The organism is Psychroserpens burtonensis DSM 12212 (assembly GCF_000425305.1).
GTDB classification, from domain to species: Bacteria; Bacteroidota; Bacteroidia; order Flavobacteriales; family Flavobacteriaceae; genus Psychroserpens; species Psychroserpens burtonensis.
Genome location: NZ_AUDE01000020.1, coordinates 93953 through 117607 on the forward strand (window position 1 = coordinate 93953; position 23655 = coordinate 117607).

The following is a 23655-nucleotide window of genomic DNA, read 5'->3' on the forward strand; positions in this document are numbered from 1 at the left end:
CTTCATACACCGTATAGTATGGGAACTAGATGTTCGTGGGTTTTACAGGTCTTTTAGTAGCGATCACTGTCAAAGGATTCAGCTGTCCGACTAATTATTTTTGCAGGAATCAAGTTTAATAACTGCTTTATTATGTGCTGTACGCTAAAGTGAGTGCTTTTATTCATAGCCTTGGTTTTGTAGCAAAACCAAAGTACTATAAAGCGGGAAATATTTTTAAGAAATCCCGCTTTTAAATATGTTTAATCGGACACTAAAGTTTTTAAAATTGAAAGCGATAACCAAAATCAGGGAAAAAGCCAATTTGATTTATTTGTTCAACGTTACTAGTACCTCTATTATATCTTCTAACAAAAACATTATCTCTATCGGTAAGGTTTTGGAAGTCTATGTAAAATTTATGAGATGTTTTTTTCTTATTACTATTAAACGTTACTCCAAATTTTAAATCTAGTCTCAGGTAATCTTCATATTGCTCACTAAACGCTAAATCATCTTGTAAAATTTCGGACCCTTCATTCTGCGAAGCTAATAAATTAACAGGAGTAAAACGATTTCCTCCTGAGGTCACAAAACGAGCATCGATAGAAAAAATATTTTTCTTATTCTCTCCAAATTTAAACTCTTTTCCTGCTAAAAAATTAACGATGTAACCACTATTAAAAGGGGTGCTTCGTTCGATGCCATCACTAGCTTTATAGGTGCTCTCAAACAAAGAACTTGTTATCATGGCATGATATCCTTTGCTAAATGATTTTTCTAAGGTTAGTTCCAGTCCTATGTTTTCTCCAGTTCCTGAACTAACTAAATCTGTATTATCCGATGAAAAGGTGAAGTCTGCTCCTTCAGTTAACGAAGAATAACTAGATGGGGATTCGTCTATAGCAGCATTATCTATTTTTTGATAATAGGTTTCTATTTTTGCTCTCCAGTTAGGTGCAATTTTAACATCATAGCCTAAAACATAGTGCTGACTTCTCACAAAATCCAAATTTTCATTAGGGTTTGTGATCACTCCATTTACTTCTTCATTTAGAAATAATAATGGTGTGGCTATATTTTGATGATGAAGACCGTACCCTAAATTTATTGTATGTTTAGGGTGTATTCTATAAGACATAGATGCTCTTGGTTCTACAACAAACTGTTTATTAAGATCACTATACATGGCATGTATTCCTGTATTTAGGGTCAATTTTTCAGTCAATCTGTATTTCGTTTGAATGTAGGGTTGAAATACATTATAACTACCGTTAATACTTCTAATGGTTACTAAATCAGGATCTCCATCATCGTTTAAATCTTCTTGTTCATCTCTCTGTTTTCTATCTAAATCTGCTGAGAAATTCTCTAATAATACCCCTGTTCTAAGGGTTAATTTATTGTTGATTTTAGTATTGAATAATGTTGAAAATGTTAATCTAGTTTCTTCATTGTTATTTTCTGCAAATCTTATAATCCTTTCATTATCGGTATTCAAATCAATAATACGGTCTTCTTCAAAATCGCTGCTATTGGATGCGCCTGCAATGACTGTTTTTAAATACGATTTTTCGCCAATGCTCAGTAAATGCTTAGCTCCTAAAACACCAATGTTAGAAGACACATAAGAGTTTTCATCTTCTGCTGAAAAAAGGTCCTCTTCATCAAAATCCTCACCAATTAAATCGATGCTTGATGTACCCATGATTCCAAATATAGAGAACGTACCAAGTTTACTTTTTCCTAAATTAAGATTAAATGAAATATCACTATAATTAGGTGTATCGCTTGTACCTGCTCCTCCTATAAGTCCGATAAGCGAGTATCTTGCAGCCACCAAAAACGAGCCGTTATTTTTTCTATTCAAAGGCCCTTCTGCCGTTGCTTCTAAACCAGTGAATGCTCCCATCTGAAAAGAATACTCATACTCATCTTTATTTCCATTTCTAAAACCCAAATCAAAAACACCTCCAATTGCATTACCATATTCGGCAGGGAATGCAGAGGTTATAAAGTCTGAATTTTTAAGAAGATTGGGGTTTAATGCAGATACTGGGCTTCCTGTAGTACCTAAGGCCGAAAAATGATTGGGACTTGGAATAGGAATACCTTCTACGCGCCATAAAAGCCCCGTAGGAGAATTACCACGAACTACGATATCATTACGACTATCATCTGGTGAAGCTACACCTGCAAAATTACTTACCAATCGTGCAACATCACTTCTTCCACCAGCATATCTTCCAACTTCTTTTACACCAAATTGACGTGCTGAGACTGCCGAAAATTTATTTAAAGATTTTATTTTGTTTGTACTGCTAGTGAGTACCACAGCATCAAGTTTGGCATAAGACTCGATTAGTGCAACAGTAATATCTACATCTTTTCCTGTACTCACCTCAATATCTGGAATTGTATTGGTTTCATAGCCAATGTAACTTACTCTTATGGCTTTTCTACCTACAGGGATCTCAGTTAATGTAAAATACCCGTCAAAGTCTGTAATTACACCTCTAGGTGTTTCAGACCCCAATAGTTCTACACTAGCTCCCATCAAGGGAAGTTCTGATTGTTTATCTAAAATACGTCCTTTAATGACTCCTGATTGTGCAAATGATACAGCGCATATCATCAATGCTAAAAACTTAATTAATTTCATTATTTTTTTATTTTTATTTTTTTCAAATCTCCGAAGTTTCTATGCTATAATAAAGACAATAATTATGAAGTGTAACTTTTTTGATTTGGATTGTAGAATTACCCTTTTAATAAAGTTCTTGTGTTTATTTTAACAAAAAATCAACTGAACTAAAGATTTCATCAGTTTGAAGGGAACTTTAACAACTAAATATTTATGATTAAATAGTATCTAGCATTTGTCTTATATTTGAAAGCAACCAAAAATGAAACACATACACACACAATGTCTAAAGGTTATTTAAAGAAATTAGGGGTACGGTTTTTAGTGGTTAACATTGTTTTTCTCATTATTTTATTATTTATTGATAATGCATTTACTGATGGTTTAATAAATATCAAAAGAGGTTTTTATTATGTTTCCTCTTTTGTATTGTTTATGTCTATATGGGAAACAAATGACTACTTGATACGAAAAGCAAAAAAAAAAAAAATCACCAATGAGCTATTAATACACGGTAAAATACTAATAATTACGGTTTTAGTTTTGATTGTAATTTCTGGTATTATCTACTACGTATGGCTTTTTGAAATCAATATATTTTATAATATTGAAACAGAAGAGCCTTGGAGTGTTTTTAAAATAGACATGCTCAGAGCATTTGGGTTGACGGTTGTTTTTGCAGGATTAAACCAGTTTTTTTGGATATCTAGTGATAAAAAAAAACTTGAACTTTCTATGTTGGCTTTAAAAAAAGAGGTAATAAATTCTAAATACTCATCTCTTAAAAGTCAAATAAGTCCACACTTTCTTTTTAATAGCTTAAATACGTTAACATCATTAATTTATGAAGATAGAGATTTAGCATCAGATTTTGTTAGTGGATTAGCTTCTTGTTATCGTTATATTCTAGATAATAAAGAAGAAGATTTAGTAACATTAGATAAAGAAATGCAGTTTTTAGATTCTTTTATTTTTATGATGAAAGTAAGACATAATGAGGCCATAACTATCCACACAGATATACATAAAATACACCTTACAAAATTGATACCCACTTTATCGATACAAATGCTGGTAGAAAATGCCTTAAAACATAATTACTATTCTAAAGAAAAACCTATAAAAATTGAAATCTATATAGATCACAATAGAATACTAATTACAAACAATCTTAAAAAAAGACTAGATTCTCAAGAATCAACACAGCTCGGTCTTAAAAATATTAAAAACAGATATGCTTTTTATACCAGAGAGAAAGTAATTATTGAGAATAGTAATCATACTTTTAAAGTAAGCATGCCCTTACTTTCTGGAGATTTGAAACAAGCTATAGAAACCACTTTAACTATTTAATACTATGACAGCCGTAATTATAGAAGATGAAGATATCGCCTCTAGACGTTTAAGAAATTTAATTGAGGAATTAGCTCCTAACTGTGAAATATTAGCACAAATTTCATCTGTAGAAAGTGGCCATCAATGGTTTAAAAATAATGAATTACCTGATCTTATTTTTTTAGACATTCAGTTAAATGATGGTTATGGTTTTGATATTATTGATCAGTTAGAAAATCATCCACCAATAATTTTCACAACCGCTTATAATGAATATGCCATTAGAGGTTTTAAATATAACGGACTTGATTATTTGTTAAAACCGATAGATAAAAAAGAACTTCAAAAAGCACTTCAGAAATACACCAATACAATAGAAAAAAGCAACAATAGGTTAACCGATATTGAAGCGATAAGGCACTTATTTAAAAAAGAATATAAGAGAAGATTTATGGTTAAGGTTGGTAATCAGTTCAGCACTTTTAATGTTGAAGATATTGCCTATTTTATGGCAGATAATGGAGTCATATTTTTACTAAATAAAAAAGGTAGAAAATTCCCTATTGAATACACTATAGATCAATTAGAAGAGATATTAAATCCTATTCATTTTTTTAGAATAAATCGAAAATATATGGTCTCTGTTGAAGCTGTTAAAGAAATTCATTCCTATTTTAATAGTAGATTATCAATAAAAATAATACCGAACCAAGAAGAACAAATAATCGTTTCAAGAGAACGAACAACCAATTTTAAAAAATGGTTAGACACTTAAAAAAGTAATTTATTCACAATTAAAAAGCATAAAATATGAATAAAATTAAAAGTTAATTCCATTTCATACATATTGCAATTTCACTCCTATCGTCGCTTCGGGCAAAGCGCATTCCATTACATTTTAAAGAAAATTTTTAGAAGGAAAAAATAAAAGAAGATTAGCTTGGATTCAATGCTCTAACGTAATAAAGCGTTTGTGTTTTTTGATGTTATTACACTACAATTTTCAGTTCAATACCCACCATTTCTTTGGGTGTTTTATACCCTATAATTTTAGGTGGTCTATTGTTGAGTTTTTCTTGAATAGTTTGTAGTTGTTTTAAGTCAATTTTGCTAAAATTAGTTCCTCTTGGGAAGTGCCTTCTAATGAGTCTGTATGTATTTTCATTGTTCCTCTTTCCCAAGAAGAATACGTGTGCGCAAAGTATATTTATATACCTGTATTTTTAGTAATTTTCTCATGTCTAGTCATTTAAATACCGTTGTCGTAAGTCATGGTTTTTTATACATAGGATTCAATTTATTTATTTTTTTAGAAAATTATTCAGCTACTTCATCTGTTTTTTTAAATGCTAATTTAATGATTAAAGTGAATCTAGTTTTACGTTTTACAATAGTTCTAATTGCACTTTTATTGTTTTTTCCGATGACTAAATCTCCCTCTCAATGTCCAATTTCATTTCTTAGTTCAATATGCGCTGGTCTATTGTCAATACTAACTTGGTTTATAATCCTAGATCCGCCATCATGACTTTTTCTAGAGGGTCTGCGTCTTGTTTTTTTTTTACGTACTAGAAGTTTCATTAGTTTTTTATTTAGGCTTGCTTGTGGTCTAGTATAAATATGTCTATAAATAGCTTCATGTGAAATCGATATTATCGGATCATTTGGGTAAAGTTATTTAAGTATTCCAGATATTTGTTCAGGAGTCCAATTGGATAAAAGTCCTTTATAAACAAAAACTTCAGTAAAGAATAGGTGCTTATTTTATCAAGGTTTCTCTTGTTCAAATAATCTTCTTTAGCACACCAATATGCTAGGTCAGCCTCTTAAATGTCTTCTTTACTTTGCACCCATTTATTCACTTCTCTGGAGATTGTTGAACGCGCTCTTTTTAGTGTATTAGTAATGTAGGATTTTGATTTTTTTTTTTCATTTAACAGCGTCTCAATTTGCACTCTTTCTTTACGGGTAATTCGTCTATGTTTTTTTACTTCCATTTTACAAATCTATAATTTTAGATTTGTTGCGTTAAGTTCTTGAATTCAGCTATTTTTATTTAAATTATTTGTCATGATAAACGCATGGTTAGTGGCCCTTATTCATATCCGATATTTGGGCCATTGCTTATACATCATGTTAACCTCTGTATTTCCAAATTTAAGAATCAGATTATGTTTATGGTGTTTAAGTCTATATTTCTCTTCTTCCCTCTAAGCTCAATATTTCCCAAAGGGATTAGTTGATATCTGTCAGTATCAGAAATAAGATCAAAAGTCTCCTTAGAAATCAAGATGTCTACATTGTATTTATTGCATTGTTCCTGAATTCGGGCAGCGGTATTTAGTACATCTCCAGAATAGATGATATCTTTTTTAATAACACCAACTTCACCTGCCATGACAGAGCCGTAATGAATACCTGCCTTGAATTCTGGCATAACATTATATTTCTTTTCGTAAATAGGCCTTAAATCAACAAGTTTTTCTTGAATCTGTGAGAAACAATTAAGACAATTTGCCTTTCGCACACCCTTTTTCATCGACCAAGAGATTACAATTTCATCTCCAACATATTGGTATATCTCCCCTTCATTATTAAGAATCGTATTGGTCACATCAGCAAATAGATCATTCAGTAAATTAAAATATTTCACATTGCCTATTTCCTCAGCAATAGTAGTTGAAGAACGCATGTCCATGAACATAAAAATTCTTTCCTCTTTTTTTGGTTGGTGGTAATTTCCTAAGAGGAATTTTAATAATATACCAGGGCCAAATTTATCATTGACTTCTAATAGGAATACGGTTAAAAGTGTGACAGCACCCCACAAAATAAAAGTTGTAATTAAGGTCGGATTAAGAATGAATCTCGAAGCTGTTTTTATTGCGTCATATGAAACTCCAGAGAATCCATGTTCTGCTAATACAGTTGTAAATGTGGTAACCACGTTAACTAGAGCAAAGATCAAGACATAAGCCGCGAGCGTTGTGAGATTGGCAAACTTGAAAGATCTTCTCCTGAACAATTGGCTATTTACAGAAACAAGTATGATCCCTCCAAGTACTCCGGCAATTAGCCCGACTAATATGTTTGCTAGAAAATAACTTTTAAAATTGAATAGAGGTGAAGGACCGAGGGAATATGGGGAATTGATTAATGCATAATTAAAAAAAAAGATGAATATATTTATTAAAGTGTAGCCAACCGTAATTACGGCTACTTTGTTGAGGTTCATCTTTAGTTGTGGGGATAATTTCATCTAATGTCTTGCCCTGAAATACGGCTACAGGTTAAAATTGAATTTACACTGTTAATTTATATACCATATTAGGTGTTTTAAAGTTTAAAGATAAGTGTAATCTTACTTCATTATATAATTTGATTGCATTTTTTGCTGCTCTTTTAGCGTGTGCTACGTTCATAAAGGCCTGGTCGATATAAAACTCATCTTTTAATATCCCGTTGACACGTTCAGCCATTGCGTTTTCGTAACAATGGTTCTCTTCAGTCATACTTATATTAATCATTTTTCTTTTGAGTATTTGTGTGTATACATTACTACAATATTGTATTCCTCTGTCCGAATGATGTACGAGTCCTTTAATGTCTTTGGCTTGATATATAGCTTTATTAAGCGCTCTCAGACATCCTTTTAACTCCAGGCTATCACTTAGGTCGTATCCAACAATTTTTTTTGAATACATATCAGTAATGAGAGCCAGGTAACAAAATCCTTTTATGGTTCTGATATAGGTAATATCCGAAGCCCAAACTTGGTTAAGCCTTGTAACTTCTAAATCTTTAATAATGTTACTGTACTTATAAAAACGATGGTGCGAGTTAGTTGTTCTCGCACTGTATTTCTTTCTAAGGGTTAACATATTATGCTCTCTAAGGATATTAAATAATAAGTCTCGTCCCACTTTTACTTGTTGTTTTTCAAAGTCCTGTTTTAAGAATTTCATTAGCTTAAGTACTACACCTTCTCTAGGAAGGGATTTGCGTCTTTTCTTTACGATATTCATAACTTGTTGTTCCACTTCTTTCATTTTACATGATTTTTTATAGCATATAAAGTGACTATCTTTCCTCGTTTTTTCTCCTAGTTGGATATTCTGGATATAACTTTTTAAAATTATTCCTTACATTCTGTTCAAACTCTAAAAGATATAAAAAAAGTGAGGTGATTTCTAACCAACAATATACTTCTAGAGTTATTTAGTTGTGTGTACTCTCACTTTTTCACTTTATTATTGCTAAATTTATATATGAATTAACTTCTTTTACAAACATAGGAGTTGCGTGGTTTAAGCACTAAAGTTAGCAAATAAATCAAAGGTAGGAAGTCCGTGAAGACTTTAGATCTCGTCAACATTGAAAATCCCCTCTCTTTTCTACACAGATTTCGTACAGTTCTGTGAGGCTTTTAGACCTCGATTTTAAGTCGTTGAAACTCGCGTAGTATGTCCTTTCATTAAAAACATTTTGTTATGAATAAAGATATTAAATATTTTGGTATTGACATTAGTCATTTGGTTTTTGACGTTACAGATTCAGAAGGAAACTATTATCAGTTTAAAAACAAGTTATCAGGTTTTAAGCAGTTTTTAAAACTCTTGAATTGTAATAGTCATTGTGTTATGGAAGCTACAGGTTATTATCACTATCAGTTAGCTTATTACTTGTTTGAAAACGGTAAAAAAGTGTCAGTAGAAAACCCATTGTCAGTAAAACGTTTTATTCAAATGCGACTCTCTAAGATAAAGACAGATAAGAGCGATTCTAAACTTATTTGCGCTTACGCAGAGCAAGTAGAATTAAAGCTCTGGCAAGGTAGTTCTAAAGAAGTACAAGAGTGTCTTCAAATCACCAGAGTCCTTTCTGTGTATACAAAGCAGAGCACTATGCTAAAGAATAAACTACATGGTGAATCTGTTTTAGGAGAGCCAAGTAAAGCTGTTGTTAGGTCCCTAAATCGTAGTTTAAAACAACTCGATAAAGAGAAATAAAACTTAGAAGCGAAGTTGTTATTTTTAGTAAAAGAGACACATAAAAATTTATTCACTCGCATAAAAACGATACCAGGAATCGGTAGAAAAACATCTATTATGTTAATCGTTTTAACTGGTGGTTTTGAGCGTTTTTCAAGTGCTAGTGAATTGTGTAGTTATGCAGGTCTAACACCAGTGATTAGACAAAGTGGAAGTAGCGTAAAAGGACGACCTCGCATTAGTAAAATGGGGAATCAAAAACTTAGGAATTTATTATTTATGTGCAGTTTTACAGCTTGTAAATATAACAAAGCTTGCAGAGATATTTATGATCGAATAGTAGCCAAAGGAAAGCGTAAAAAACTAGCATTAATTGCGGTATGCAATAAGCTATTAAAACAGGCCTTTGCAATTGCTAAATCAGGGTTAATATTTGATGCAACATATAAAAGTACGTTAGTGAAAAATTAATGGATTTTTACTTGTTTTTTAGCACAGTACTTTGTTAGTATTTCGTTGTTTTTTCAGAGATTCTATTATTCGGCAAAATCCCATTTTGTGTATTACAGTTTTTGAGTAAATTTCTCCTCTGTTTTACTACTCAAAGTTTTTCAATCCCCATTGATTGAGTAATTCCGCATTTTTTAAAACTCCACACACTGTTCGTTTTTTATAAACTTTCCCAAGTCTATTTTTTAAAGAAAATCCATACTGTAATTATCAAAACAAACAGCTAATGAAATAGAACCATTTATTGTAAACAGATTCCTTATACTAAATAGTTTATTCCGATGACTAAAAATACTGCTTGCACAATAAGCAAATGTACTTATCAGCAGTTGCTTACACCATTAAAAAACACTTGAAACTTATCGGTAAAAAAATAAAAAGTGACCTAGGAGAACTAGGTTACTTAATTATTTTAAAAATGTTTCGAATAGCAGTTTAAACTTATATTTTAGATTGAAAATAGTTCGTCATTTCAAATAAGATCCCCTGGATAAAAATATTAATTATATATGCTCCTCAAATATTACTTCGAATTATGAATTACAAACGCACTAATATCACTTAAAACATCTTTGACGAATGCCCGCTTTCCAAATAATTCTAATTTAATTAAAAAACCAATCCCTGGATGCATAGCACTAAAGTGCTTACTTTTCAATAGGCCGTGTTCTGCTTCTGGATATATTTTTAATTGGTAATTATCAGTATTATTTGTTGAAAAAATACGCTCATAAGTTTGATAAGATTCTTCAAAGTCAACATTCAAATCCTCTGCACCAAATACACCAAAAATGGGGCATCGAATATTTTTTAAATCTTGCTCTGCATCACTTGAAATATTTTTTTTGACAAAATAAAATCGCTCTTCGTTCATAAAGTCACAGTCCTCTTCTTGTTCATTTTTACATTTTTCTTTCTGGTATGCTACATAGTCGGAATACGTACTCGTAGCATTAAAAATAGTAAAATCAATTTCATTTTGTCTTACCCCTACTTCAATCGCCTCTTTATTAGCACCTTCCAACTCCATTCTTGTTCGAGTTAAATAGTTGCTTTGTCGTTTCCAGTTAATTGCGCCGGAAACGCTAATAATGAAATCAGGATAATCTGATAAGCTAGCCACTTTCGGCATTACCCATCCTGCTTGACTAAAGCCTATTAATCCAATAGAAGAAAAATCAAAACGAGGATCTGCTTTGATAAAGTCAATAGCGGCAATTACTTCATTTGCTCGGTCTTCCATAGATTGATTAAGCCATTTCCCTGTACTTTGCCCGATCCCTTTTTTATCCCAAGACATACTTGCAATCCCTTTTTTTGCTAATTCATTCCAAATATGTTCGTAATAGCCGTAGGCATCACGTCCTAGTTCTCCGTCGCCATGAACGAAGATAACCAATGGGGTTTTCTCTCCAAGGGTGTGTTTTTTCTTGGGTAAATTCACGACTCCTTCAATGGTGTCTGATTGAAATTGAAAATGGATAACTTGACTTTGATAATTCGTTTTCCCCCACAATAAATTAGTGGCAACTAGGAGTAAAATTATGACGATAATTATTTTTGATATTTTATTCATTGTATAAATTTAAGTAATAAATGTAACTTTTTAGGAGCACTCATTTAAAGTGATTCTTCTGCTTGTGGCTAAAGTTTGGTTTTGGCTTAAGTAGGTATTTTGAGAACCTTTAAATAAGGATATTAATCTTGTTAAACTCATTGTATGATTGTTTTAATTTTAGTTGTGTATTGCTACTTTTGCGTTCTGAAATACAATTCAATTAAAAATTAACTCCTAATTCCAATGCAAACCCAAAGTTTCTATTGATCACTTTAGACGTCTGCCATTGTTGAAAGAGACCAGCTCCAATAACGATTCCATACTCTTTCCAAGGAATTATCTTCACGCCTTGATTAGCACGAAGACCTATTAAAAAATTAGTTGATTTTCTGTTTTCTAAATCTCTTAACACTTCCACTCCAACAGGTACACTTAGACCAAGATCGAAATAAACACCAGGTGTTATTTTGATATAACCATTGAATCCAAAACCTAAGACATACGAATCAGCAAAGCTATACCCACGCTCTCGTACTATATTTGATTTAGCCCTAGATTGACCAAAACCGATTACAAAAGGAATAATAAAGTCTTTTTCATTATCTGAAAATCCAGTATATGAAACATTCCAACCCTCATTATATTTATCCGTCATTCTTTTATAGGTTAGCATATTGAACCACTTACCTAAAGGAACATAGGTTTCAAAAGTGGATGCGTCCTTAGGGGAACTCGCATTATCTAGCATTCCATCTTCTGTAAAACTATCAGTTGTATTTTCTTTTTGTGCATTGATGTAGCTCCATAAGCAATATTCCAATGCTGCTCGGATTCTTTGTTCGTGGGTTTCAAAGATTTCCGTTAAACCCGAAACTGGAAAATCCTGTTCTTCATAATGAGCGATTTTATAAAGTTCTTCTCCGTTTTCTGCATAGAAATAGAGTTCAACATAAACTCTTGCCTTTCTATTTTCTATACTTGTTTGTGCTTCTTCAATTTTCAAATGATTAACCTTTAAAGTAATCGGAGCTCTGTCACCTGTTTTAGGCAGGACGACATCCATAAAGTTCTGGATTGTTGTTGCAGTACCATTCTCAAAACGCAATTTCACTTTCTTATTAGAACTCTCTTCTATAACTCCAAGGTCTTGCTCCAGACGATTATCGATAACCTTATCTATATAAAAATCCTGATTTGCAATCTCGAATGGAACTTTTTTTAAATCTATAGTTGTCTGCGAAAAACAAACGGCACAACTAAAAAATACTACTAAAATGTTTATTATTTTTTTCATAATTATTTTATTAAATTGTTATAATGTACTTCGACATCACTAATTTCATCAATATCATACTTCAGTACTAAGGAATTCTTTGATATTGAGATGATGTAAGCTTTAATCTTATCCCCTTTTTCATCGATCATTAACACATAACCACCGCTTGTATTTAGGATAAAAGTTCCTTCTTCTTCTTTGCCTTCTGATGTTGATGTATACGTCATGTCTTCTTTAAAAAGAATATAATCGCCTTTTTCCCTTTTGTTGGGTGGGAACTCCATGCTTTCGATTTTATAGGTATCTAGAAACCAGGTATTGAATAGCATATTTGTTTCACTCTGTTGAATGGGTGTTTTGTCCACTATAGACAGTATTAAAAAGTTAGTAATGATAAGCGTCCAGATATAAATTTTCATTGGTATTGTTTTTATTTGTTTACGAATTGTGGGGCAAAGATATTTTGCAATAAAGAATAAAGTGATTCTCCCTATAATGTGAAGCAAAAAAAAGTGTCTTCCTTTATCGGGAACACACTCTTAATACATGTAATATACTCATAAACAGTTGTTAACAAAGGTTTTTTATTTAATATACCTTAAAATAATTAATTATACATAAACGAGTTCTGTATACTATCTAACACTATCGTGATTACTACTTTTCTTGTAAAAAATTAGTAGATAAAATCTAAAAAGAGCATGCTGGATATTTTAAATTTATAGTTTCTGATATTTTAATCGCGAAAACGAGCCTGTTCAAAATTTAGTGGCTAAAGGAATCATTAATAGCGTATGGTACGTGATCATTGAAAAAGAATGAATACTAACACCTGAAAAAAACCTCATTATATTCCGAGAATATAATGAGGTTTATTAGTGTTCTCGATTCATTCACTCACTTTCGAGCAAAATACGAACGCAACAACCGAAGACTAGCAAGTGAAGTTTTTTAGATTAAAAAAAAGCATTGGCAGTAAACTAGCTTTTATCCTGTAATTTTCCGCATGATATACTCCAGAGGGCCTTTTTTAAATTTCATGCGCCAAATATGAGAAAAAAATATAATTACAACGCTAAAAACAATCGCATAAACCACGGTAAATTCAATAGAAAATGCAGCCTCTAATTTTTTAAAAAACAATTTTATAGCAAGCATTCCTATGATAACGTGAAAGAAGTAATTACTTAATGAAAGCTGTCCTGTGCTTACCATCTGCTTTATAAAAAGGGTATGTGATAATTTATTACAAATGTATATTGATATTGAAATAATAAAAACTGCTAAACTAGAAGCTGTAATCATATAAAAAAACAGCGGTGGCATTGGTGTTGTTCCTAAAAGATGAGTTATGTTGGAGGCCTGTGTTGGCCATAATTGATTTAGAGCGTCAATTAAAAATATTGAAATACTTTTAAAAACAACAAATAGCGTAAAAGAAAATAGGGTTACTCGCTTTCTTATCTTTGTATTATTAAAATTTAATTTTCCAATCCAAATCCCTGTTAGTAGAAAAGCAATCCAAGGGAAAACCGGATGAAAGCCGTTCAGAAACAAATTGCGAAAAAATCCGTTTACGGTAAAAAAATCTGTGTATTCTAAAGTATTCCAGTCCCAACCTGTATCATAATTAAAAAATAACACGGAAGCAGAATAAGCTATTATTAACAGAAAACTTATTATTATCAGCCATTTGCGTGAGACTGATAAAAACAAAACTCCTATTGGTACATAAAGACCATAATAATGTAAAATATCAGCAGGCCAAATAGAATAATAGCTCAAACCTACAATAAACAGAAATGCAGCTCTTTTTAGTAGGATTATTTTTGCTTTTCTTATTTTGCCCGCATCGTTTTTTGCTTTTCGGTACATTAAAGTCATACCAACGCCCGCAAGCACTACAAAAAGAGCCGCTGCTTTGCCCGATAATAATGCTACCAACTGATACAAATAAGCATCAGTTTCGGCGACCATTACGGTTTTGAAATTCACAAATATCATTCCAATAATAGCAAGGCCTCTTGCAAAATCGTACCCTAAAATGCGCTGCGTTTCTCTTGCCATTATTCTTTTGTTGTATAATGAATATCTACACCGTCCATTTCTTTAATGTCAATATTCAAAACCATCCTATTCACTGATAACTTATCAACAATGACTTTTATGCCATCTCCTTTATTGTTATACATAGTAAAGTAGTTTTTCTCAGTATTGAATGTCCATTTTCCTACTGTTTTTGTCCCCTCATCCACACTCACATAAGTCATATCGCTTTTCAGCAAAATATAATCCTTCTTTTCTTTTTCATCAGGTTGGTAATCAACCCACATAACTTCATACTTTTCGAGATACCACTTTTTAGAAAGTGTTTCTTTGTTTACAGTTTGCGAAAACCCACTGATATGTAAAAAGATAAGGAGTACAGGTGTTAATAGTATTTTCTTCATTATATAAGATTTATAAAAGATTTGTATGCAATAGCTCGATGCGTCTATTTCTTAATTAAAACGGTAAATAAAACAGGGATCACCACCAATGTTAAAATTGTTGCTACAATTAAACCAAACATAAGTGCTACTGCTAAAGGAACAAACATTTCGTTGCCCGATAGCGAAAGTGGAATCAGCGCCATTACGGTAGTTGCGGTTGTGACCATAATTGGAACAAATCGCTGATTAGATGAATCTCTACTCGCTTCGATAATACTCATTCCTTGCTCTTTGGCTCTGTTAATAAATGTAATGAGCAATATGGCGTCGTTTACAACAATACCTATTAAACTGGCAATTCCTAAAATTGCGGTAAACGAAAAGGGCTGACTAGTAACAAGCAAACCTGCAATTGAACCAATAAATGCCAATGGCAAAGTGAGTAGTATTACAAAAGGTTGTGCAAATGAATTAAATTCAATCATTAAAATAATATAGACAAGGAATATTGCAGCAAGTGCAGCAAAGCCCATATTTCCAGAATCTTTTTTTGATGCTTCTCGCTCTCCGTTAAAGGTAATATCCGTTCCGGTTGTATCTAGTTTTGGTAATATTTCAAACTCAATTATATCAGCAATTTCGGTAGGACTATAGCCCTCTTTTGCATCGCAAAACACGCTTATGTTTCGTTCCTTATTAGTATGTCTAATTACAGGATATTTCTTCTCAATTTTGATATCTGCTATTTGTTTTAGCAAGATTTTTTGTTGTGTTTGTGACGAGACAATTCCCAAATTCTCAAGCTCGGAGATAGAAGATATATCACCTGAGATGTTCACAGGGAATTCGTTTCCGTTTTTCCTATATTTTGTCAGTTCGCTGCCCATCAGCGCCAAATTAATCTGCTTTTGAATGTCGTATTGGCTTAAACCTAACGACGCTGCTAAATTGAAATCAATATCGGCTACATATTCGTATTTCGCATTACTTACGCTCGTCCCAATTTTATAGGCTCCTTCAAGGTTTCGAATTGTGTCTCTTATCATTTTTGCAACTTCAATATTTCTATTAATATTATCGCTCGAGATATCGAGTAGCACCGCGCCACCCCCAGAACCCGACAAGCTTAATAAGCGGGTTTGCACAGAAGCTCCTATAATTTTTTCGTTAAATTGATTTTGTAAATAGGCTGCCAATTCTTTTTTGTTGGTAAAATTTTCGCTCTTATCCATATCAAAATCAACCTTAATTTGTGCATATTCCAACGATTGCACATTTACTTCCATCAGTTGATAAAAGCGGGGTAAAGGTTTGCCTATAGAAGAAGTGTATGATTTTGTTTCGGGTTGTTGTTGTATAATATGTTCTATTTTTTCAACAATATTTTCTGTATTTTCAAGACTGAAACTTTCACCAGAAATATCAATATAAAGCGTTTGCTTATCTGCTGGCGGGAAATATTCCTCATTAAGAAACCGCACGGATATAAAAGCTAACATTAATACTACAAAACTAATGGTAAGTGTTGCCTTTTTATAGGTCAAAGCTTTGTCTAAAAAACTAATAAAAAACATTCGCAAATAATTTTTTCTTACTTTTTTCTCTTTAGACTTTCGTGCAAATAATACGGTTAAGGCTGGTATGACTAGCATTGCCACAAAATAGGATGCAATTAAGGAAATAATTACAATTTTTGGTATGGCACCTAACAAATCCCCAGCAGCACCTGGTAAAAATAATAAAGGTGAAAAAGCCGCAATAGTAGTTAATGTTGCCGAAAGTATTGGTTTTGCAGTTTCTTTTGCACCCAGATATGCGGCTTGTAATTTATCTTTTCCTTTATTGAGGTGTTCTTGCACTGCTTCTACCACAACAATGGCGTTATCTACAAGCAAACCCAAAGCAATAATTAAAGCTGTGGTAGATATTTGATGAACCTTTAAATCGAAAACCCACATGGCAATAAAACTGATAAGTATTGAAAGCGGAATAGCCACCGAAACAATAATTGCATTTCTAAAACCCAAAGCAATAAAAACCACAATCATCACAAAAGCAATACCCTGCAAAAGATTCATCATAAAATCAGTAATTGATTTGTCGATACTTTCTGGCTCAAAAGAGATTTCATCAATAATTAAATCATTAGGGAAATCTTGTTTTGTGCTTTCAATTCGTTGTCGCACATCCTTACCTATTGGAATAATATTCTTTCCAGACTTGAAGAAACCTGCCAGTAAAACCGCATTTTTTCCATTTTGTTTGGTTTTGTATTTTACATCTTTACTTTCTAATATTTTTACAGTAGCGAGGTCTTTAAGCCAAACAGAACTGCCATTTTCTGTAGACGTATAGAGTATAGTATTTTCAATATCCTTTACAATTCCGTATGGGCTAGTAATATTCACGTTTATCTGGCCATTTGTGGTTTTAATTGCTCCAGCCGGAAAGGAGACATTCTGCGCTTTTATTATTTCTGCTATATTTTCTATCGAAATTGGATATTTCTGAAGTTGAGCAATATCAATCTTAATTTCAATTTCTTGTGGAATTTTCCCAACCAGTTCAAAACGAGTAACTCCGTCAACTTTAGAGAGTTGCTTCTGAAAAACTTCGGCATAGGCCGATAATTGTTCATAATTGTAGTTTTCGCCTGAAAAACTGATGATCATTCCAGCGGTTTCAATCAGTTTTGTATCTATATATGGTTTATACGCATCTTTCGGAATACTACTATCAATATCACTTATAACTCTTCTGAGTTCTTGCCACGATTTTTCTACCTCAGCGTCATTTGTTAAAGATACAACAACGATAGAGGCACTATTAAACGAATAACTTTCCACTTTATCAAAACCTGCAATCTCATTAACCGCATTTTCAATTGGATTTGTAATAAGTTGCTCAATATCTGTTAGCGATGCACCAGGGTAAATGGTCGTAATCATGGCAACAGGCACTGCAATATCTGGGTTTTCTTGTTTTGGTAAAAGAGTGTAAAAGTAGAAGCCAACAATGGCAACAGCAAATGCAATAAACAAGGTAATCTTGCTCTGTTTTATTGGAGCTGAAAGAAACGAGGTTTTTAAATTTTTATTTGTTTTATTCATGATTTCTATTTAACAATTTTTACTTTGTAACCTTCTTTAATACTTGCCGCACCTTTAGTAATTAATTTATCGTTTTCTTTTAGGCCAGAAACCCGAACCTCCTCCCCAGAAAAATCAATAATTTGAATTACTTTTTTTCTTAACCTGTTGTTCTCTGACAGATTCACAAAGTCTTGCCCATTATTTGAAATATATTTTATGGGTATCCAAATTCCTTGAAGTGTGTCGGTTTCAAAATATATTTTTGCGGTAAGCCCTATATTTGCTTTTACGGAATTATTATTTAAGAAATCAATTTTAACAGTATGTCTAAAAGTCTGAAAATCGGGAAGTGTAGCGATATAATTTACTTCGCCATTTACTTTTTTGTTTTTTATTTCAATAATTACTTTTGTGCCTTTTTTAACAATCTCCAAATCTTTTTGTGATAATGCCGTTTCTGCAAATAATCCTTTGCCTTGAATAATTATTGTTTCTGCTCCTGCATCAATAAGTTCTCCAACTTTTGGTAAAATATCAGAAACAATTCCGTTGGTTTGAGCAATAAGTGTTGTTTGTTTAAAATCTTCATTTTTTGCATCAATGTTAATTTTACTTTGTTCCCAATCTTTATATTTTATATCACGGTCTAATTTTTCTTTTTCGATATCTGTTCCCGATATCCCGCCTAATTTAAATACTTTATGAAGATTTTGATAATATTTTTCTGCTTCTAAATACGCACTTTCAGCTTGTTTTTCTTGGTTCTTAGCTGCATTCAATGCTAAACTGAAACCTTTTGTTTCTAATTGCATCAATTTAGTGCCTTTTTTTACAAATTGATTTTTACTGACAAAAATTGACTTTACTCTCCCTGGAGTCAGAAAGCTGTAGTTCATTATTTTAGAGCTTACTATTCCAAAATATTCAATCTGACGAACTCTTTCTTTGTTTTTTAGAATTTCAACTTCAACAGGAAATTCTAGTTCTGCTATCGGTTCTTCTTTTACATCATTGCAAGAAGATATTGTAAAAATCGCAAGCAATAGCAATGCGGAATTAAAGGTTTTTAACGTAAATATTTTCATCTGTTATTTTTTTAGTAGTTCGCTATTGCGTTGTTAAAATCAATCTGTGTGCACTTATAATTGTAAATGCTGCTGTATAAATGTATTTCAGCCCTGTTATAATCGTTACTTATTCTTCTTAAATCGAGTTGAGATATTAAACCGCTTTTTGCTGTTTCAACAGCGATTTCATAAGCTTTCTTTGCTGTTTCTCCTTTAGAGGTAGCCACCTGTATGGTTTTGTATTCTTCTGATAATTTCAATTCTAGATTTTGAATTTCGATGGTCATACTCAATTTGGCTTCTTGTTTTTCTAGTAAAGCAATATTGGATAATATCTTTGCCTTACTTATTTGAGATTTTCTAAAACCACCCGAAAAAATTGGAACCGTAAATGTTACCGCTGTGTATACAATTTTATTCTGATTATCGTTAATGGACCAATTATCTGCATTGCTAAAATAACTGTAACCTGCTCTTAGGTTTAATGTTGGATAATACTCCGCTTGCTTATTTTTTATATTTAATTCTTGCAGATAATTATTGGCCTCCAGTAATTGGTAGTCAATCCTATTGCCAATTACATCATTTGAATTTACGGCGCCCTCTTTTAATTCATAAGCTACTAGATCGTAGTCAATTACAAAGCTGTCTGTTGGATTTATGCCTGCAATTATTTTCAAATTTCCTAAAAGGATTAAATAATTTCTTTTTGCTTGTAGCAATTTTGGCAACTCTTCTTCCCAGCGTATTTTAGCTTGTAACAAATCCAATTCAGATATTAATTGATTTTCAAATTTATTTTTAGCCGCTAAGTAGTTTTCTTTGGCAAGTAACTCTGATTCTTGACTCACTCGATACACATTCTTAATTAATATAGTTTGTAAGAATGCTTTTTTAGCTTCTGCAATTATCTTAATTATCTTGTCTTGGTTTTGCAATCTCCCAATGTTAGAAAACTGTCGTGCAGATTTTAAATCGTAAATACTTTTAAGACTAAATAAGTTTTGTTCTAACAAAATATTAGCTTGAAACTCGTTATCAAAATTCGTTTTGAATCTTTGTATTACTTGAGGAACTTCCCCTGTAACAGGGTCAATATTTCCAAAATCCGGAGCCTCAAAAAAGATGAATTGGTCGTTTAAATTTCGTTTTACTTCAGTTTGTCCATTTATTTGTGGTAATAATGCCGACATAGCCTCTTTAATTGCTAAGTCTGCAACTCGACTCTCATTTTTAGAGATTTTTAATTGCAGATTATTTTCACGAACTGTATTCACAAATGTTTCTAAATTGTACATTGTTACATTGCTTTGCGAAAAAGAAAACTGTGAAATAAAACTTATCGCAAAAATTAATAAGCTTTTACTAAGGGTTTCTTGAATACTAAATAATTTCATTTGTTCACATTGTTAAGTTTAAAACAATGCAAAGGTGCAATGCAAAAAAGCACAAAAAAATTTAAAGGGTCTAAGGCTAAAATACAGGGATAAGAAAGTAATCTTTGGGCTATTTAATTGCTTACCCCATTAGTTGGGGCAAAAGGTTATTTACACCACTAATTGATAAACAGCAAGTTACGGCTTTGTGCTGCATTTATTAAATTCAGAAATGTAGCTTTTCGATACAGGAATTATTAGTTCTGAAACCTGATTTAGTTTTAAATTAAAACCTGATGCTGTCTTTTTTGCAAGTTCGATATTATTGGTATTTACAATAAATGAACGATGACAACGAATAATAGGAGTATTTATAAAAGTAGGTTCCAATTTTTTTATAGAGTTTCTTAATAAAGACTTTGATAGTACCCCGTTTTCTAAAAAATTAATTTCTACATAATTATCGGCAGATTGTATAAAAAGTAGGTTTTCTGTTTTTAAAACTAATTTTATAATCTCGTTTTCGTCTTTAAGGGTAATATCCGGTAAATTTTTTTCTACTGATTTATGTGTACTATTTTCATTTTCTAAATTCTTGATGACATCTTTAATGTGAATGAAACTAACATATAAGAAATAAGGTGGAAGCATAATTAACACATAAGCCAAAAGGTTGTCAAACCAAACAGTTATAAGATTTCCTGTAAAATCCTGATCTAAAACTTCAAAGACAAACCAAACTGACGCAACAAAGACTGCTTCCAAAAGAAACCAAAAAAACAAGGAAACAATAGTAAAACTATTTAGTTTAAGTAAAACTCTAACAACAAATTGAGATAATAGCAATACAACAAAAGCTAAAGTCATTGCTATGAATAATTCAATAAAGACGTCTTCCTTTGTAGTCGATTCTTCATAATATAAACCAAAAGGTTCAAAAAAATTGAGAAATACAAAAGCTGTAAAAACAGAAAATGCAACAAGATAAAATTTTCTATTTGTAGAATTTATGTCAATATCAGATTGTATGTATTTTCTAATTCGTCTCAAGTCAATTTTTATGAATTACTTTTTGATGTCGTAAATATATTATTATTTCTTGAGGTGGGGAAATTGTACTCTTTTGCAAATTTAGGTTGTGAGGCAGCTATTGAGAACTATTAAACGTCTGTAATTTGTATAGGCTCCCTTATTGGCCTAAAAGGTCAAAAGGGGTCGGCAAAAACAAAATCTTTCCAGTCAGTCAATTTACTAATTATATGTTTTAATTCTCGTTCCCCTATTTTCAATTGATATGCTGCAATTTCCACCTTTTTAATAGGAAGATGATCAAGAAAAATTGTTCACTAATTCTCAAATGAGTAATCGAATTGCCAAAGACAATTTCTGTATAAAGCAACGCTTCCTTTTTACGGTATAAGTGGACAAAATGGTTTCTCCTTAAAAAAAAATCCTTAAAGAACAATTTACTTAAAAAAAATCATGATCGGCAAAAAAAAAAACATTGTTAATATCCTCGAAACAAAGCATCTTTTCTAAATCAATTTAAACAGGTTTTTCCGTTGCTGAAATTGTGAGGATATCGTTAATTACAGGATCTAGGAATATTTCTAATTTGTAGTTTTGTCTGTAATAGTCATTTATTATTTCTGTTATGTACCAAGATTTTTCAAAATCGTTTTACATCAGGAACAAATCAGATGCTGTAATAAAGGAATAGTAGTTTTCTGAATTGCGTTATCATCATTAGAGCATTCTACAAAAACAATTCACAGACAAACAATTGGGAAATGCTTTCAAAATTTTAATCTGATTTATTATATAAAATGAACGGCAGCTACTTCATCATTTTTAAATTGTATTTCTTGATATTTTGTTAAAAAATTATTCAAAACCGTAACGATATTAATCCTCAAAAGATTAGTTTTTTTCATCATATAATACGCTAAAAATGGCTTTGAATTAGGAATATAAATTCAGCCCTAAAAATCGGTTAAATTTTTCTTAATTACTCAACTTTAGTCAAGTTCAAATAGAATGTTAGTGTTCATTAATATTCTCAAAGTGTAGCTAGTCAAATCATATACTACATAGAATAGTTTTAAATAAAGTTCTACTGCAATTATAAATATTATTACCTGCTGGCGTTACTTTTTTTCATGCTTTTGAATCAATTATTTGTTACCTTATTTAAGGATAACAGAATTAAGGAATCTTCTTACGTTTGGGATCTGGTTTTTTGCGAAGTTAACCAACTAATTTAGCAAACATAGCACCGATATAAAAGTCCAGCGGACGCAAGCGCAATGAACGGGCGAAGCAATTTTCGCAAGTAAGCTCTAACTAGCAATAAATTATATACGGTTTTATCCGTTCGGGTTTTCCATTATCTTTTGTTCAAGATTATTCATTCTATACCCTAAAATGCCGCTATTTATATCAATTGCAATATGTAAAAGAACTGCTATCCAAATATTTTCAGTAAAATAGTAAATAGCGGAAAATAAAAATCCTAAAATAAAAGAGGCTATCATGTTTTGCTTTCCCATACCAATGTGAGTTATCGAAAATATAATATTTGTCAATATAAATGCAATTAATAAATTAGCATTTTCTTTTAAAAACTCGAATAAAAAGAGTCTAAAAATTATCTCTTCACAAATTCCAGCACTTATTGATAGCATAATAAACCAATAAAATTCTTTTTTTGTCTTTGGCAGATAACGGTATGTTTCTTTCATTTTAGCCTTAACAATGGCAAGGGAGGCAGATGTTATATTCGATTGCTTATACTGCACTATCATAAATGCCAAAGCTAAAACTGAAAAGACAATGCTGATTATAGTAAAATTCGGATACAGATTTAATTGGGGTAGTTGTGTCGTATAGAAATTAATTAAAATCAGAATTGTTAGACCCCAGAAGATTGTAATTGTTTGTTTGTAGTCAATTAATCTAATCTTGTCGTCTTGCTTTATGCTATTGTTCGTTTTTTTATAGGTTAACAAAAAGTATATTGGGTAAATTATCCCAATGAGTACTGCTAAAATAGTTGTCCAAATCATTATTCTGTTGCTGCTATTAATATTTGTTATTAAGTTCTGTCTTGTCCTGAAATATGGCTACAGGTTAAAATTGAATTAAGCTGATAATTTATATACCATATTTGGTGTTTTATAATCTAAAGATAAATGTAATCTTACTTCATTGTACAAATTAATTGCATTTTTTGCAGCTCTCTTTGCGTGTGCTACATTATCAAAGGTTTGATCGAGATAAAATTCATCTTTTAATATACCATTTACACGTTCTGCCATGGCGTTTTCGTAACAATGATTTTCTTCGGTCATACTAATATCTATCTTTTTTATTTTGAATATTTGTGTATATACATT

At 31.6% G+C, this 23655-nt stretch carries 16 protein-coding genes and 2 pseudogenes; 3 read left to right on the forward strand and 15 right to left on the reverse strand.

The window, feature by feature from the left end; translation table 11 throughout:
• Positions 1–262: 262 nt before the first annotated feature.
• Positions 263–2641 carry a TonB-dependent receptor gene (locus H593_RS0109715; protein WP_028872280.1) on the reverse strand — a complete coding sequence of 793 codons (2379 nt, stop codon included), beginning with the start codon at positions 2639–2641 and terminating at the stop codon, positions 263–265.
• A 264-nt stretch (positions 2642–2905) separates the two neighbouring features.
• Between H593_RS0109715 and H593_RS0109720 the strand changes: the two genes are divergently transcribed.
• Together H593_RS0109720 and H593_RS0109725 are read left to right on the forward strand one after the other, a co-directional pair.
• Entirely contained in the window at positions 2906–3976 is a 1071-nt protein-coding gene (locus H593_RS0109720) for a sensor histidine kinase (RefSeq protein WP_028872281.1), read from the forward strand.
• A 4-nt stretch (positions 3977–3980) separates the two neighbouring features.
• Complete coding sequence (locus tag H593_RS0109725; protein ID WP_028872282.1) at positions 3981–4733, forward strand: LytR/AlgR family response regulator transcription factor; 753 nt, start codon at positions 3981–3983, stop codon at positions 4731–4733.
• 214 nt (positions 4734–4947) lie between these two features.
• On the opposite strand, the pseudogene H593_RS21610 reads toward H593_RS0109725, so the two are convergent.
• From H593_RS21610 to H593_RS0109745, 3 genes and pseudogenes are all read right to left on the reverse strand, one after another.
• Positions 4948–5955 (reverse strand): annotated as a pseudogene (locus H593_RS21610) (IS30 family transposase).
• A gap of 167 nt (positions 5956–6122) precedes the next feature.
• Entirely contained in the window at positions 6123–6926 is an 804-nt protein-coding gene (locus tag H593_RS0109740; protein WP_245585031.1) for an adenylate/guanylate cyclase domain-containing protein, read from the reverse strand.
• Positions 6927–7260: 334 nt separating this feature from the next.
• Positions 7261–8007 (reverse strand): IS3 family transposase, encoded by a 747-nt coding sequence (locus tag H593_RS0109745; protein ID WP_028872284.1) that lies wholly within the window; start codon positions 8005–8007, stop codon positions 7261–7263.
• Between the two features lie 441 nt (positions 8008–8448).
• Here H593_RS0109745 and H593_RS19995 point away from each other — a divergent pair.
• Positions 8449–9420, forward strand: a pseudogene (locus tag H593_RS19995) (IS110 family RNA-guided transposase).
• Between the two features lie 562 nt (positions 9421–9982).
• On the opposite strand, the gene H593_RS0109760 reads toward H593_RS19995, so the two are convergent.
• From H593_RS0109760 to H593_RS0109815, 11 genes are all read right to left on the reverse strand, one after another.
• The gene (locus tag H593_RS0109760; RefSeq protein ID WP_028872287.1) at positions 9983–11035 is read right to left on the reverse strand and encodes an alpha/beta hydrolase family protein; all 1053 of its coding nucleotides are present in this window, start codon (positions 11033–11035) and stop codon (positions 9983–9985) included.
• A 202-nt stretch (positions 11036–11237) separates the two neighbouring features.
• Positions 11238–12311: a hypothetical protein gene (locus H593_RS20000; RefSeq protein WP_028872288.1), complete on the reverse strand. Its 1074-nt coding sequence runs from the start codon at positions 12309–12311 to the stop codon at positions 11238–11240.
• Positions 12312–12313: 2 nt separating this feature from the next.
• Positions 12314–12712 carry a lipocalin family protein gene (locus H593_RS0109770; RefSeq protein WP_028872289.1) on the reverse strand — a complete coding sequence of 133 codons (399 nt, stop codon included), beginning with the start codon at positions 12710–12712 and terminating at the stop codon, positions 12314–12316.
• 568 nt (positions 12713–13280) lie between these two features.
• Positions 13281–14360: a DUF418 domain-containing protein gene (locus tag H593_RS0109775; protein ID WP_028872290.1), complete on the reverse strand. Its 1080-nt coding sequence runs from the start codon at positions 14358–14360 to the stop codon at positions 13281–13283.
• Entirely contained in the window at positions 14360–14743 is a 384-nt protein-coding gene (locus H593_RS0109780; RefSeq protein WP_028872291.1) for a lipocalin family protein, read from the reverse strand. The genes H593_RS0109775 and H593_RS0109780 overlap by 1 nt, the downstream gene beginning before the upstream one ends.
• Before the next feature lie 44 nt (positions 14744–14787).
• Positions 14788–17835, reverse strand: coding sequence for an efflux RND transporter permease subunit (locus H593_RS0109785; protein ID WP_028872292.1), 3048 nt, complete (start codon positions 17833–17835; stop codon positions 14788–14790).
• Between the two features lie 5 nt (positions 17836–17840).
• On the reverse strand, positions 17841–18902 hold the full coding sequence (locus H593_RS0109790) for an efflux RND transporter periplasmic adaptor subunit (RefSeq protein WP_028872293.1): 1062 nt from the start codon (positions 18900–18902) through the stop codon (positions 17841–17843).
• An 11-nt stretch (positions 18903–18913) separates the two neighbouring features.
• The gene (locus H593_RS0109795; protein ID WP_245585032.1) at positions 18914–20182 is read right to left on the reverse strand and encodes a TolC family protein; all 1269 of its coding nucleotides are present in this window, start codon (positions 20180–20182) and stop codon (positions 18914–18916) included.
• 276 nt (positions 20183–20458) lie between these two features.
• Entirely contained in the window at positions 20459–21127 is a 669-nt protein-coding gene (locus H593_RS0109800; RefSeq protein WP_245585033.1) for a LytR/AlgR family response regulator transcription factor, read from the reverse strand.
• 1499 nt (positions 21128–22626) lie between these two features.
• Positions 22627–23325, reverse strand: a complete 699-nt coding sequence (locus H593_RS18875) for a CPBP family intramembrane glutamic endopeptidase (protein ID WP_084142299.1) — start codon at positions 23323–23325, stop codon at positions 22627–22629.
• 75 nt (positions 23326–23400) lie between these two features.
• Positions 23401–23655 (reverse strand): integrase core domain-containing protein (locus H593_RS0109815; RefSeq protein ID WP_028872296.1); only part of this gene is annotated, 255 nt, incomplete at its 5' end.

What these genes read in the sequence shown, in the direction of transcription:
- H593_RS0109715 (WP_028872280.1), bottom strand. Translation starts at nt 2,641, where the DNA reads ATGAAATTAATTAAGTTTTTAGCATTGATGATATGCGCTGTATCATTT.
- H593_RS0109720 (WP_028872281.1), top strand. Translation starts at nt 2,906, where the DNA reads ATGTCTAAAGGTTATTTAAAGAAATTAGGGGTACGGTTTTTAGTGGTT.
- H593_RS0109725 (WP_028872282.1), top strand. Translation starts at nt 3,981, where the DNA reads ATGACAGCCGTAATTATAGAAGATGAAGATATCGCCTCTAGACGTTTA.
- H593_RS0109745 (WP_028872284.1), bottom strand. Translation starts at nt 8,007, where the DNA reads ATGAAAGAAGTGGAACAACAAGTTATGAATATCGTAAAGAAAAGACGC.
- H593_RS0109760 (WP_028872287.1), bottom strand. Translation starts at nt 11,035, where the DNA reads ATGAATAAAATATCAAAAATAATTATCGTCATAATTTTACTCCTAGTT.
- H593_RS20000 (WP_028872288.1), bottom strand. Translation starts at nt 12,311, where the DNA reads ATGAAAAAAATAATAAACATTTTAGTAGTATTTTTTAGTTGTGCCGTT.
- H593_RS0109770 (WP_028872289.1), bottom strand. Translation starts at nt 12,712, where the DNA reads ATGAAAATTTATATCTGGACGCTTATCATTACTAACTTTTTAATACTG.
- H593_RS0109775 (WP_028872290.1), bottom strand. Translation starts at nt 14,360, where the DNA reads ATGGCAAGAGAAACGCAGCGCATTTTAGGGTACGATTTTGCAAGAGGC.
- H593_RS0109780 (WP_028872291.1), bottom strand. Translation starts at nt 14,743, where the DNA reads ATGAAGAAAATACTATTAACACCTGTACTCCTTATCTTTTTACATATC.
- H593_RS0109785 (WP_028872292.1), bottom strand. Translation starts at nt 17,835, where the DNA reads ATGAATAAAACAAATAAAAATTTAAAAACCTCGTTTCTTTCAGCTCCA.
- H593_RS0109790 (WP_028872293.1), bottom strand. Translation starts at nt 18,902, where the DNA reads ATGAAAATATTTACGTTAAAAACCTTTAATTCCGCATTGCTATTGCTT.
- H593_RS0109795 (WP_245585032.1), bottom strand. Translation starts at nt 20,182, where the DNA reads ATGTACAATTTAGAAACATTTGTGAATACAGTTCGTGAAAATAATCTG.
- H593_RS0109800 (WP_245585033.1), bottom strand. Translation starts at nt 21,127, where the DNA reads ATGACTTTAGCTTTTGTTGTATTGCTATTATCTCAATTTGTTGTTAGA.
- H593_RS18875 (WP_084142299.1), bottom strand. Translation starts at nt 23,325, where the DNA reads ATGATTTGGACAACTATTTTAGCAGTACTCATTGGGATAATTTACCCA.